The 13,943-nt window shown below is 43.2% G+C and carries 11 protein-coding genes; 1 reads left to right on the top strand and 10 read right to left on the bottom strand.

Annotation, left to right across the window (positions count from 1 at the left end):
* Positions 1-132: 132 nt before the first annotated feature.
* The 4 genes from BUA78_RS10020 to BUA78_RS10005 form a co-directional block, all read right to left on the bottom strand.
* The gene (locus BUA78_RS10020; protein ID WP_084082376.1) at positions 133-690 is read right to left on the bottom strand and encodes a hypothetical protein; all 558 of its coding nucleotides are present in this window, start codon (positions 688-690) and stop codon (positions 133-135) included.
* A 68-nt stretch (positions 691-758) separates the two neighbouring features.
* Positions 759-1,232: a peptide-methionine (R)-S-oxide reductase MsrB gene (gene msrB, locus BUA78_RS10015; RefSeq protein ID WP_072913945.1), complete on the bottom strand. Its 474-nt coding sequence runs from the start codon at positions 1,230-1,232 to the stop codon at positions 759-761.
* Between the two features lie 130 nt (positions 1,233-1,362).
* On the bottom strand, positions 1,363-1,782 hold the full coding sequence (locus BUA78_RS10010) for a PPC domain-containing DNA-binding protein (protein WP_072913942.1): 420 nt from the start codon (positions 1,780-1,782) through the stop codon (positions 1,363-1,365).
* A 94-nt stretch (positions 1,783-1,876) separates the two neighbouring features.
* Positions 1,877-4,063: a DNA topoisomerase III gene (locus BUA78_RS10005; RefSeq protein ID WP_072914161.1), complete on the bottom strand. Its 2,187-nt coding sequence runs from the start codon at positions 4,061-4,063 to the stop codon at positions 1,877-1,879.
* A gap of 231 nt (positions 4,064-4,294) precedes the next feature.
* Here BUA78_RS10005 and BUA78_RS10000 point away from each other — a divergent pair, with 231 nt between their 5' ends.
* Positions 4,295-5,059 carry a DUF2087 domain-containing protein gene (locus tag BUA78_RS10000; RefSeq protein WP_072913939.1) on the top strand — a complete coding sequence of 255 codons (765 nt, stop codon included), beginning with the start codon at positions 4,295-4,297 and terminating at the stop codon, positions 5,057-5,059.
* A 91-nt stretch (positions 5,060-5,150) separates the two neighbouring features.
* Here BUA78_RS10000 and BUA78_RS09995 read toward each other — a convergent pair whose 3' ends face one another.
* The 6 genes from BUA78_RS09995 to BUA78_RS09970 all read right to left on the bottom strand — a co-directional run bounded on the left by BUA78_RS09995 (position 5,151) and on the right by BUA78_RS09970 (position 13,889).
* On the bottom strand, positions 5,151-6,551 hold the full coding sequence (locus tag BUA78_RS09995; RefSeq protein ID WP_072913938.1) for an amino acid permease: 1,401 nt from the start codon (positions 6,549-6,551) through the stop codon (positions 5,151-5,153).
* 145 nt (positions 6,552-6,696) lie between these two features.
* The gene (locus tag BUA78_RS09990) at positions 6,697-8,073 is read right to left on the bottom strand and encodes a tyrosine phenol-lyase (RefSeq protein WP_072913935.1); all 1,377 of its coding nucleotides are present in this window, start codon (positions 8,071-8,073) and stop codon (positions 6,697-6,699) included.
* Positions 8,074-8,304: 231 nt separating this feature from the next.
* On the bottom strand, positions 8,305-9,861 hold the full coding sequence (locus BUA78_RS09985) for a sigma 54-interacting transcriptional regulator (RefSeq protein WP_072913933.1): 1,557 nt from the start codon (positions 9,859-9,861) through the stop codon (positions 8,305-8,307).
* A 296-nt stretch (positions 9,862-10,157) separates the two neighbouring features.
* Positions 10,158-11,885 (bottom strand): DHHW family protein, encoded by a 1,728-nt coding sequence (locus BUA78_RS09980; protein WP_072913931.1) that lies wholly within the window; start codon positions 11,883-11,885, stop codon positions 10,158-10,160.
* Between the two features lie 25 nt (positions 11,886-11,910).
* On the bottom strand, positions 11,911-13,317 hold the full coding sequence (locus BUA78_RS09975; RefSeq protein WP_072913929.1) for an MBOAT family O-acyltransferase: 1,407 nt from the start codon (positions 13,315-13,317) through the stop codon (positions 11,911-11,913).
* Between the two features lie 83 nt (positions 13,318-13,400).
* Positions 13,401-13,889, bottom strand: a complete 489-nt coding sequence (locus BUA78_RS09970; RefSeq protein ID WP_072913927.1) for a DUF4358 domain-containing protein — start codon at positions 13,887-13,889, stop codon at positions 13,401-13,403.
* Positions 13,890-13,943: the final 54 nt, after the last annotated feature.

The following is a 13,943-nucleotide window of genomic DNA, read 5'->3' as shown; positions in this document are numbered from 1 at the left end:
ATAGAAAATCTTAGTGTATGCCAATTTTTTCATAAAAACGGCAAAGGAGTATCGCAAAACTACTTTTTGCGATACTCCTTCGTTTGAATTAATTCACTTGTGCAACGGCAATTACGGTACTAGTTTCCTAAGTTAGTCGTTACCGCACTCCGCTTCCATGTAATAGGGACAGGACTTTACGTAATTTGACTTACAACAGGTATGATCGTAAAACCCACCGGAACGGCCCTTTATCTTGGTCTTCCTTACTTTGCACCAGTCATCCTCTTTATAGGGGCAACAGCCATAAATTGTTTTCGGAGTTTTGCATTTGATCTTAGAAATCCTCCCAATATAGTAAGGGCATTTTCTGGCGTAATCCGTAGTGCTACAGGCATGGCGATAAAAGGTTCGGTTCTTTTCGAATACGCTAACTCCCCTTAGTTCACAGAAACCATCAAGTGAATATGGGCAGCTGTAGGAGGTTTTGAAATACCTGTTGGGTTTGATCACCCGAACTTCATTTACAAAGTTGCTACATCTATCATAATAACGGGATGTACAACAGTTCTTTTTATAATGATGATTATCCGAATCACAGACATTGTGTTTTCGCAAATCGCAATGCCGGTCCGATAGATAGGGACAACATTCTGCCGGTTCAATAAAACGATAGCTTTTTTGAGCATAAACCTTCCTATAAAAGACCATAGATTTTCCCTCCCGCATAATCATCCTATTGCAGTGTATGCTCAGAGAGGGAAAAGAGTGTCTGTCATTTATTGGAAATAAGCCAAGTACTGTCCATACCCTTCCTTTTCTAATTCTTCCTTGGGAATAAACCGCAGAGCAGCAGAGTTTATACAGTACCGTAATCCATTGGGTGCGGGGCCGTCATTAAAGACATGTCCCAAATGGGAATCCCCTTGTTTGCTCCTTACTTCAGTCCGAATCATGCCATGGCTGCGGTCGGTTAGTTCTTTCATTCCTTCATTATGCAGTGGCTTTGTGAAGCTTGGCCAACCACAACCCGAATCAAATTTATCCAGTGAGCTGAAAAGAGGTTCCCCAGATACGATATCCACATAAATTCCTTGCCGTTTATTATCCCAGTATTCGTTGCGAAAGGGTGGTTCAGTAGCATTGTTTTGTGTCACTTCAAATTGAATGTCAGTAAGCCTACTTTTGATATCTTCCTTACTTGGTTGAACTTTCTTTAAGCTTTCTTTGCTTTGGTTATCATTGTCGAGCATTTACGTATTCTCCTTTCAGAGGAAGTAAAGGTATTTTTACTTACTATTCACAAGAGAGGACTGTCTTATTACAAAAACACCCTGCGGCCAACCGACCACAGGGTATTTTACTGTATCCAGAACCTTTTTATTAAAATTTTAGTAGATTTAAGCCAATCTCTTGGCTAAACTCCCTATCCACAGTTCCTTCAATGGCATCCACAATAACTTCTCCGGTAGCACTAATGACAGCTACATTTAAGTGCCCACCAAAGGCATTATAAGTGCTATCGGACAAAGTTGCATGCAAATGGAGGTAAACTTCCCCGTTCATCTCCGATACATTACCGACTAATCCGGTAATCTCCATATCTTTGTTTAATTCCACCGAGTGATATTCCTTGGTACTGGTTTCAAACAAGCCAATTTTGACCCGATTGACTGCACCAATACCGGAAACCGTCCCTAAACGAATAGCATTTTCTTGGCATAGGCTTTTCAAGGATTCGATGATCTCGTCCCCTTTATCCAGCCTCACCACATATTTACTGCCAAACTTTTTAAATTCCAATTGCGCCAGCCTCCCTGCAAGATCGTTATATCGTTTCTTAAAACTAGTATTACACCGAATTTCTTTTCCTCCTGCTAACTTATCAGGATTATTTCTACTTTAGCTTTAGTTTGGCCAAAGCCTCTGCCATGGCCGGATTTATTAATTGCTCGTTAGAATTATTTTGTTTAAGATACTTTGCCGCTTCCTTCTTAGAAATACTGTTTTTATCCTTTTGCCGTCTGTCTTGGAAAGCGGTAAGTTTTTCCCGGTAACCACACTTACAGACAAAAATTTGCCCTTCTCCCTCGCCATGCAGCTCTAATTTTTTATGGCAATTGGGGCAGCGGGCGTTGCTGGTTCTGCTAACACCCTTGCGATAGCCACAATCTCTGTCCTGACAGACCAACATCTTGCCTTTTTTACCATTTACCTCAAGCATGCGCTTGCCACATTCCGGGCACTTTTCCCCGGTAAGGTTATCATGCCGGAACTTCTGCTCGGTATTCTTAATTTCATTGACAACTGACCGAGCATAGCCCCTCATCTCTTCGATAAATAACTCTTTACGGAGGGCCCCTTTGGCAATAGCCTCCAGCCTCTGTTCCCAGGTCGCGGTTAAAGCTGGGGATTTTAAATCGCTCGGTACCAGCTCTAGAAGCTGTTTACCCTTAGAGGTAATAAATATATGTTTCTCTTTCTTCTCGATCAGGAAGTTATTAAAAAGTTTTTCAATAATATCCGCCCGAGTGGCCACCGTCCCCAAGCCCCCGGTTTTTCCAAGGGTCTTGATTAATTCACTGTTTTCATTGGTCATATATTTAACAGGGTTTTCCATGGCAGAAAGTAAACTTCCTTCATTAAAGGGTTCCGGTGCTTTGGTCTCCCCGCTGGTTTTAGTTAAGGAGATAATCCGTAAGCTGTCCCCTTTTTGCAGGGCGGGCAATAGCTGCTCTTTTACTCCCTCTGCCGGGTCCTCTTCCCGATGATCCGCTTCATAAATCTCTTGCCAACCCTGGGCTAAGATTCTTTTCCCTTTGGCTATAAATAGTTCTTCCCCAATTTTTGCTTTGATCGTTGTTTGTTCGTACTCACCGGGAAGAGATAGCACAGCTAAAAACCGCTTAACCACCAAATCGTATATTTTTCTCTCTTTATCCTGTAAAGCACTCAAAATAACCGTCTGTTCCGTGGGAATGATGGCATGGTGATCGGTAACTTTACTATCATCAACAAAATTTTTATTACCCTTAATAGAGCCTTTTAAGATCTTAAAAGCAATTTTGCTGTAAGGGTTTACACCACAGGACTCCACCCGGTCCTTCAAAGTCTCCACCATATCCGAAGAAATAAATCGTGAATCAGTACGCGGGTAGGTGAGCAACTTATGTTGTTCGTACAACCTTTGCATAATTGAGAGGGTTTCCTTGGCAGAGTAGCCGAAAATCCGGTTGGCATCTCGTTGCAGTTCTGTTAAGTCGTACAGAGGTGGAGCATAGGTTTTCTTATAAACCCTTTCTACCTCTACCACCTGAGCCTTCTGATTGGAAATGGTTTTTAGAATAGCGTCGCAACTTTTTTCATCAAAGGTTCTACTATCCTTGGTTTGACGGTTTTGCCAGGTAAGTTTCAATTTTTCTGCTTGAGCCGTTATCCCATAGAAGGTTTTAGGCTTAAAGTTTTTTATCTCCTCTTCCCTTTGGGCAATCATGGCTAGGGTAGGGGTTTGCACCCGGCCACAGGAAAGTTGGGCATTATGCTTACAGGTTAGGGCACGGGTAGCATTTATCCCCACCAACCAATCTGCTTCGGCCCGAGCCACCGCGGAGGCATAAAGATTAACATATTCACTACCGCTTTTTAAATTTTTAAAGCCCTGTTGAATAGCTTTATCGGTAACGGAGGAAATCCACAAACGTTTGAGGGGTTTTTTTACCTTGGCTTTTTCGAGAATCCACCGGGCAACCAGTTCCCCTTCACGGCCGGCATCGGTGGCAATAACAATCTCCCCTACATCTTTTCGATTCATTTGAGAGGTGACAGCGCTAAATTGTTTGCCACTTTGCTTGATGACAACCAACTTAAGCGGCGAAGGAAGCATGGGCAGGTCCTCCATACGCCAAGCGCTGTATTTAGCATCGTAGACATCGGGGTCTGCCAGGGTTACTAAATGCCCCAGTGCCCAGGTGACAATGTATTTATATCCTTCTAAATACCCGAACCCTTTTTGATGGCAGTGTAATACCCTGGCTAAATCTCTGCCCACCGAAGGTTTTTCGGCTAATACCAATGTTTTGCTCATCATAAAAATCCTTTCAATAATCTCTTCTATCTGATTGGCCATTGGCCTTCCCTTTTGCTTTTTATTCCATAATAGTAATAGGTCATTTCCAAATTGTCAATTTTACACGCCTGCCAAAAATATTTTTCATCTATTTATTAAATAAACACAACAAGTAATTTATTTGATTTTATATAAACATTATTTTATAATGTCTACATAATCAACGGATACTATCGAGGTGTTTGTAAAATGACTGATTTACCCGATCTTTTTTGGCAGGCCTCCCTACAAGATATCAAACAGGGCTATGTTTATAAACCAGACAGCGATGAATTTATTTGCCTCATTTGTGGGAAAAGCTTCTCTAACGGCATCATCTACCCTTGCAACGATCAATTATTGGAGGCAAAGAAATTCATTCAATACCACATTATCCAGGAACACCGCTCCTCCTTTCACTTTCTGTTGAACTTGGATAAAAAGGTAACGGGATTAACCGAGCATCAGAAGACCCTTTTAGCACTTTTTTATGAAGGCTATAGCGACCAGGAGGTAGCCAACGCCCTCAATACCGGCAGCAACTCAACCATTCGTAACCACCGCTTCACTTTACGGGAAAAACAAAAACAGGCTAAGATCTTCTTAGCCCTAATGGAACTCCTAGGGGAACAAGTACCCAAAAAGAATCCCTTTAGGGAAACTCCCCACAGTTCTCAGAAAGCTGACAACCGTTTTGCCATTACCGAACAAGAGCACGAAAAAATAGTCAAGGCTTATTTTAAACAAGGACCGGGCGGTCCCCTGGCTTCTTTTCCGCTTAAAGAGAAAAAGCGCGTTGCTATTTTACGGGTTTTGGCAGCAAAATTTACGGCCAATAAAAAATACACTGAAGAAGAAGTAAACACCCGGCTTAAACACTTTTATAGCGATTATGCCCTATTACGCCGTTTGTTGGTTGAATACGGCTTTATGGATCGCACCCCGGACGGCAGTTCCTATTGGTTAAAACTCTAAATGTAACCAGGTGTAAATACATATAAAACCGGCCAGTAGCTCCTGCTCTGGCCGGTTTTGCATCTGATTATTGGCAATTTTTAATCCTTACTTATCCATTATTTGAGGATGCTTGGCTTTTATTTAACGCGCTATTCTTACGGCTATAAACAAAATAGAATACGATGCCAATGGTCATCCAAATGGAGAAGTTAATCCAAGTTTGACCAGGTAAATTGGAAATAACGAAAGCACAGAAGATTAGGGCCAGAGGACCAATAATAAATAATCCGGGACACTTAAAGGGACGTTCCATATTCGGTTTGGTTTTCCGCAAGACCATAACACCTATGATAGACATAAAGAAGGCAAACAAAGTACCGATACTGCACATCTCAGCCACCACATGGATGGGGGTAAAACCGCTCATAATGGACACAGCACATCCCACGATAATGGAGAGTCTATAGGGAGTGCCAAATTTAGGGTGAATTTTACCTAATTTAGAAGGAATAAGTCCGTCACGGGACATGGCAAAGAAAGCACGGGATTGGGCGTACATCATAACCATCAACACGGTGGTAAGCCCGGCAATGGCACCGGTGCCTACAATGGCGGAGCCAAAGTTATAGCCAAGATTACGTAGAACAAAGGTTACCGGCTCAGCGGTATCCAATTGGGTATAGGGGGTAGTACCCGTCATAACAGCGGTTACTCCAATATACAAAATGGTACAAACCACTAAAGAACCAAGGATACCAATGGGCATATCACGCGTAGGATTCTTCGCTTCTTCAGCAGCGGTGGCAATGGAGTCGATACCTAAATAAGCAAAGAAAATTACGGCTGCCCCTGCGGAAACGCCTGCCCAACCATAGGGAAGAAAGGGAGTCCAGTTGGTGGGGTCCACTTTGGGACCTGCCAACAAGAGGAAGAGAAAGATCGCGCCGAGTTTTACAGCAACTAGGATTTTATTAAGCTTTGCACTTTCCTTAACCCCACGAACAAGCAGGAAGGTCAGGAATAGGGTAATAGCAACAGCCGGTAAGTTTATAATTCCTCCATCCGCCGGAACAGCCGTTAAAGCCTTTGGCAGATGAATCCCCGCGGATTTCAAAATACCCGTCAGATAAGCAGACCAACCACCAGCAACCGCGCTGGCTCCCACCGTATATTCCAAGACTAAGCCACACCCCACCAGCCAGGCAACAAATTCTCCTACGGATGTGTAGGTGTAGGTATAAGCGCTACCGGCAATTGGCACCATCGAGGCCAATTCCGAATAGGCTAAGGACACAAAAGCAACGGTTAAACCAGCTAAAACAAAGGATAACATAAGTCCAGGACCGGCATACTTGGCGGCAGCCACACCGGTTAAGACAAAAATACCTGTACCAATGATAACCCCAATACCAATTAATAGGATGTCTAAAGCACCGAGAGACTTTACTAGCGAGTGTTTTTTGGTCTCTTGCAGCATCAAATCAATGCTTTTAGTGCGAAAAATGTTCATAGACCTACTCCTTTTGTCAGTTTTTGGTCATGCCAGTGCTTCCATATTCAGTTGGTTTTTATTTTGGTGGGAAAAAGAGGGCCGAAAGATATTCCTCCGGCCCTCTTAACTTACCTTATTACTCTTGCTTTCAATGGGGTCTAACTTATTTGACGGGTTCAAAACGTGCGGTGAAGAAACGCAGTACCGGTGGCTCGTAAACCATCTTCAAACCAGGAATGGTATCACGTTTTTTGTAAAGCTCAATAACGGCCTCGGCTACTACATCCATATGGGCGTAGGTGTAGACGCGACGTGGAATGGTTAAGCGTACCAGCTCAAGCTTGGGGAAATAATGCTCGCCAGTTTGAGAGTTTCTTCCTGCGGAAACGATACCGCGCTCCATGCTGCGCACACCGGACAGCTTATACAGCTGAGCTGCCAGCATTTGAGCCGGGAACTGATCTTGAGGGATGTGAGGCAGGAATTGACGGGCATCCAGGAAGATCGCATGGCCACCAATGGGTTTTACAATGGGTACACCGGCCTCTTCCAGTTTTTCACCCAGGTAACGAATCTGCTCAATACGGTGCTTAATATAGTAGTAATCAACGGATTCGCGAATACCGCGAGCCATTGCCTCCATATCACGACCGGCCAGACCACCGTAGCTGGGCATACCTTCGTACAGTACCACCAGTTGGGTAGCCTTTTGATAGAGATCATCATCGTTAAGGGCTAGGAAACCGCCAATGTTAACCAAGCAGTCTTTTTTACCGCTCATGGTAGCGCCGTCGGCATAGCTGAACATTTCTTTGAGAATTTCAGCAATGGATTTATCCTGATAACCTTCTTCACGCTCATGGATGAAGAAAGCATTTTCCACACAACGGGTGGCATCAAACATTACTTTAATACCATGCTTGTCAGCTAGTTGTTTAACTTCCCGCATGTTCTGAATGCTGACGGGTTGGCCGCCGGCCAGGTTAACGGTAACAGCTAGGCAAATGTAAGGAATTCTTTCAGCACCTACCCGGTCGATTAGCGCCTGAAACTTGTTCAGATCGATGTTGCCTTTGAAGGGGTGATCCAGCTGGGAATCGTGAGCTTCATCAATGATAACATCTTCGAAAGTAGCACCGGCCAATTCCTGGTGGGCACGGGTGGTAGTGAAGTACATGTTACCGGGTACATAGTCGCCGGGTTTGATGCAAATTTTAGAAAGAATGTTTTCTGCACCACGACCCTGGTGAGTGGGTACGACATATTTAAAACCATAAATTTCCTGAACGGTTTTTTCCAAGTTATAGAAGTTTCCACTACCGGCATAGGCTTCGTCGCCAATCATCATGCCAGCCCACTGGTTGTCACTCATGGCGGTGGTGCCGCTATCGGTCAGTAGGTCGATATAGACATCTTTGGATTTCAGTAAGAAGGTGTTGTAGCCTGCTTCCTCAATGGCTGCTGCAAGTTGTTCTTGAGTTTTCATTGCAATAGGCTCAACGACCTTAATTTTAAAAGGTTCAGCCATAAACTTTGCCATGTTCTTGTTCCTCCTAAAATAATAATTTTGAATGGCCCTTCTGTCTTATACTATACGCAATAAGTATGCCAAACCTAAAAATGGTGTATTTTGTCGTTTTAGACATTTTTCCGGAACGTTATGTTTCCGATTTGGTTTCCAATGTTACGCTTTGTTTACAATGTTCTGATAAAGGCAAAAGGGTAGACTGGGAGAGTCTACCCTTTTGCCTGCTATGGATCATTCTATGGATCATTTTACTTCGTTAACCAGTCCATACTTACGCAGTTTCCGTAAAGCGGCGGTGTGGGATATACCCAAGGCCGCTCCAATTTTGCGAGTGGAGTGAAACCGTTTGTACGTTTCTTCAACAATTTTTCTTTCCATTTCGGCCAATCGTTCTTCCAAAGTCTGATAGGTGGCAAAATCCACCGTAGGGAGATCCGAAGGAGCAGCCTGTTGTGTGCTCAAATGAAAATGAGAAGTCTCAATCAGAGGCCCATCCACTAAATTTACCGCTCGTTCAATGACATTTTCCAGCTCGCGGACATTTCCCGGCCAGTTATATTCTTCTAACTGCCTGAGGGCCTCCGGGGAAAACGACCGCGCCGGACAACGCAATTTTTCAGAGAAGCGACGCAAGAACAGTTCCGCCAACAAAGCAATATCTTCCCGGCGCTCCCGTAGGGGAGGCAAAAGGAGAGGAATAACATTGAGGCGATAGTAAAGATCCTCCCGGAAAAGTTTTTGGGCCACCATATCTTCCAAGTCTCGATTGGTAGCGGTAATAATCCGAACATCGATGGGAATTTCATGGGAACTGCCTAAACGCCTCACTCGGCGGTCTTGGAGAACACGCAGCAATTTTGCCTGAAGATGCACCGATACTTCCCCTACTTCATCCAGGAAAAGGGTGCCATTATTGGCTAACTCAAAAAAACCGGGCTTTCCCCCTTTTACCGCCCCGGTAAAAGCGCCTTCTTCATAACCAAAAAGTTCACTTTCCAAAAGGGTTTCTGGGATAGCCGCACAGTTAACGGCCACAAAAGCGTTATCTGCCCTAGGCGAAGCACTGTGTAAAGCCCGGGCAAACAGTTCTTTACCCGTACCGGTTTCCCCACGAATTAACACCGTGGAATCACTGGTCGCATATCGGCGGGCTTGCCCAACGACCAAGCTCATAGATTCACTCTTAAAGGGGATTTCTACAAAGGTAACCGGACGGGATGCTGTCATTTTTTGCACTAATTCCCGCATGTTTCTGTTATCCATTAGCTTTATCACCACCCCCTCGATGGTGCGGTCATTTAACCTCAGGGGGATGGTACTGGCAATGCAATAGGTGCCAATGGACTCTAAATACACTTCACAGTTACGTTGGGAGCGGCCAGAAGCAAAAGTCTGATTCACCAGCAAATCGTCGGCTAGTTGTCTAGGCAGCGGCTGACCCAACATATCATCAACACGCACCCGCAGAATACGCCCGGCTGCGGGGTTACACTGGGTCACAATCCCCTGTCTGTTGATCGCCAAAATGCCATCCTGTACCGTAGTCAAGACGGCATTGAGTTGTTCTGCCCTCTCCTTAAAAGGCATGAAAGAGATTGGTTGTACGTCATAGATTCCCGGCACCCCTTTTAGAGCTGCCATAAGTTCAGTTTTTTGTTCGGCAGGCACCCTATGGCATTCTAAAAAGATGAATCCCTGGTCGATTTCTATGGAGATCATGTTAATTTTCTTATCTCTTAAAACAACGGATATATCGTGAATCAGGCCAAGTCTATCACCGCAGGGCATCCGTAAGCGCACTACAATACCACCTTTCGTGCAATGACCATTGGACGTTAGCCCAGCCATTGGTCAAAATATGCCCAAGGCCCATGGCCAGTCAATGGCAGTATTCCGTATACATTACTTGGTATTATAACAAATTATTATGCGAAATTGGTTATTTCTTAGTTTTTGGTAAAAAAAGGACCCCTTTAAGGAGTCCTTTAGCCTATCAAGTCCACGCTGGCAGTCTGGCAATTCCAACGCTATGCTCTCGCGACTTTCCTGGTTCCTTGTTTTATCTTTTTAGTCAACGTATTAGAATATTTTACGTACTATCCCGCTGAACCCAAATAGGTTACCAAATAATGAAACCACAGATGATAAAATGGGGCTTTAAAATGAGTGCCATCTGCCTCGTATAAACCTTGGTTGCTAGCATTTAACAAATTCACTAAATTTATGTATTTTATTTGCTCCTCCTCCGCCAGCTTGATCAGTTCATCATTACATTGGCTAATATATCTGTTATTGGTATGGGGTTTTTTCTGCTCCACGCGGGTGTCCACCGGCAGTACCGATTGCAGATAAATCTGGGAACGGGGGTATTTTTGCTTTAGCTCCCGTACTAACTCCCGGTATTGCTCAACAAACCATTGACTGGGCATTCGATCATCCATATCATTAACGCCATATAACAGGTAAATATTGCGTGGGCTCTTGATTTGGATTTGTTGAACCTGCGCTTTCGCCTCATTAATATTGATCCCGATAGTGGCACAAACATTTCTCTCATCCAAAAGGCCTAGATAAGAGATGGCTTCCGTGATGGAATCTCCCAGGAAAACATCCTGTTGAAAAAAATCCTTATAATTAATGGGTTGATCACCAGTAATCTCATTATCTAATTCCATATAATCTAAAATACTTTCAATCGTTGAATCCTCAAAAAAAGTCGTCACATTATAGAGAAATAACACATCGTTGATGCCATTGTCTTTAATGAGATCGCTTAGGATATCTCCATAATAGCGAAGATCCACCACCAAGATTTGACTATAGTGTTCCGTTAAAAAGGGGATAAAGCAGTTGGCATAGGAATCTTTAATGATCAATAACTTCTTTCCCCCAGAACAATTGGCGCTTATTTTGATTAAGGAGTGATTGCCGCCCAGAAATACAGCGTACTTGTCCTTTTTGGTAAGCCACTCCATCTGATAAAGGGAGTCTGAAACCTGGCCTGGCCCCCCTTCGTCAAAATATTCTACCCGGCAGGTAACCTTGTTTTTAGGTACAAATAATTGAATGGTATCTGGCGCCAGATTCCGTAAACCGCTCTTGGAATAAAGTGACCCATAAAAGAGATTGCTCGCTTGTTGAATAGCAAAATCTTCTACCACCCTGGGAACTCCCCCTGTAGCCTCAATAAATCTTTGGTAAGCAAAGAAAGCTGCCTGTGTTGTCCAATGATGATCCGTTTTATAGAAGAGTTCCTTATTTTTTTGGGCAGACAGGGTATCATACACATTTATAAACTGTATGTCCTGCTGCAGAGAGCTTTTTATCTTAGCCAGCCATTTTTCTTCTCTTTCAGTCTGCAGATAGGGCGGAAGCTTATCCCGGTAGATTTCTACGGCATTAGGCACTACCATGAAATATTTGTTAAGATGCGGTGTAGCCGCTCCGAAGGTGTTGATAGCTTCCATTTTTATTTGTAGACTCGATGCCTCTGGTTTCGGAAAGGCTTGCAGCAAATAATCCTCTGTGCCGATATAAACGCCGTTAAATTCTTTTTTACCCATCATTTTTTCCCATCCGGACTTGATCCCAATCCAAGTATCCTTAAAGGTAAACTGATCCGCCAGATACTTCTCAAAGTCCTTGGTAAAACTTCCGGCCCAAAGGCTGCTGAAAGAAAATCGAGGCGCTTGTTCCAGTCTTCGGTTCTCTAAATCTGAAAAGGGTTTCGTTGGCGTTAGGATATTGATCATTGTTAAAACCCCCAGATATAGCACTACTATTGCACCGGTAATTTGCTTCGTTAGCAGTTTGTGTTTTTCCAAGTTCATCCACCCCATTCACCACGGGCTAAAACCTAAAATATAAAAAAGGATTGTAGCCTACATTGGCTAAATAAGCAGTACATAAAACTAAAAGCACCGGAACAATCACTGGTATAGCAAAAACGCCGACAAGTTTTGTTTGTTCTTGCCACCTTTTTAGGATATTTCTCGGCCAAGGTGTGGAACAAACTGCCAATATCACCAAAAGGGCACCATGGGTGTATAGGTAATACATGGCGTCATGATCCAGGAAGCGATTTGCACCCAACCCAAACATTGTCCCAATAAACCGTAAACCTTGCAGCATATTGGTAAACTCAAAAAAGACCCAGCCAACGACCACAACCACCAAAGTATAAAGATGTCCCACAAAGACGGGTTTCCTTGCCAACCATTTCAATAGCAATATCTTTTCCAGGGTAACAAACAGCCCAAAGTACAACCCCCAAACAATAAAATTCCAACTGGCACCGTGCCAAAAGCCGGTTAAAAACCAAACTATCAAGAGATTTCGATATTGCTTGACCGCTCCTAAGCGATTGCCACCCAGGGGAATATAGAGATATTCTCTAAACCACGAGCCCAAGGAGATGTGCCAGCGTCGCCAAAACTCAGTCACACTTTTTGCAATATAGGGGTAGTTAAAATTCCTTATAATATCAAAACCAAACATTTTCCCGAGACCCCTAGCCATATCGGAATAACCGCTAAAATCAAAATAAATTTGAAACGTAAAGGCAAGGATACCAAGCCAAGCTGACAGGACGGATACCTCTTCCAAAGGAGTGGCTTTGATACTCTGCCAGAGAATACCAATATTGTTGGCTAGCAAAACCTTTTTAGAAAGCCCTATGACAAAGAGCCAGGCCCCTTCCCCAAACAGCGCCAGGCTTTCTTTACGATTTTCTATCTGTCGGGAAATATCTATGTAGCGAATTATCGGGCCGGCAATTAATTGGGGAAACATCGTAATGAAGGTAGCGTAAGAAATAAACTGTTTTTGCGCCTTAACTTTGCCCTGGTAAACATCCACAATGTAGGAGATGGATTGAAAGGTATAAAAGGAAATTCCGATGGGGAGGGGTAATTCTCTAACCACTAAACTAATGTCAAACAATGCATTGATATTGTTAATCAAAAAACCATAGTATTTGAAAAAACTCAGAACACTTATATTGATGACTAATGAGCCGGTTAAAACCAAGCGGCGAATGGCCTTACGCTCTGAATATTTATCTAAAAGTAATCCGTTGACATAATCAAAAACAGCAATAAAGATCATAAGAACCACATAGACCGGCTCACCCCAGGCATAAAACAGCAGACTCCCCAGAACTAAAACAAAATTTCTTAACCTTTTAGGTGCTAGGTAATACACCCCCAGAATGATGGGTAAAAAAAAGAAAACAAATAACAGACTGCTAAAAACCATCTTTCCTCATCTCCAGCGGATTTTTTGGCTTTAATTAGCGAAGTCGGTTTGCCCTGGCCAAACCGACTTTTCATTAATAAACGTTAGTAAAAACATTGATCAAATGCCTCTGAAATTTTCTCTGCCTCTGGGGAAATTACCAAGAGTAGATAATTGTTTTGCACTTTAAGCACGTTCTTTTCGATTAAATAATACTCCTCGGGGAGATAGTCCTTGAAGTTTGCAGCTTGTTTCTCAACCCTTTTTAAAAGCTTCTCCTTCACCTTCTCGGTATCTTCGGTTTGTTTAACCTTAATTAGGACAATCTCATCGGCTTTAATATTGGAAGGTGCCTGATAAAAAGCAAACTCTTCTATTTCTCCCCGTGAAATTCCATAAAGCCTTTTTAATTTGGCAAAATTTCCTTCCTTCAGTGTCGATAGATCCACTGTTTTACCGATCTTGCCCATTATCTCGTTAAAGGAAGGATTCTTTGTTGGGACTTTGGCAGCCGTGCAGCCATACAAAATACTTAGTGGCCAAAGAAAAAGCAGCAGGCTGACGATGCCCTTTTTAATAAAAGAACTGTTCATCTTACTAAGCCCTCTCTGTCAGATATGCCAGTACAATTTTCCTTTTTATAGTTT

Origin of the sequence: Desulforamulus aeronauticus DSM 10349 (genome assembly GCF_900142375.1) — a bacterium.
In the GTDB taxonomy this organism is placed as follows: domain Bacteria; phylum Bacillota; class Desulfotomaculia; order Desulfotomaculales; family Desulfotomaculaceae; genus Desulfotomaculum; species Desulfotomaculum aeronauticum.
The sequence above is the reverse complement of the archived record's forward strand: the minus strand, read 5'-3'. Positions and strand labels throughout refer to the sequence as shown.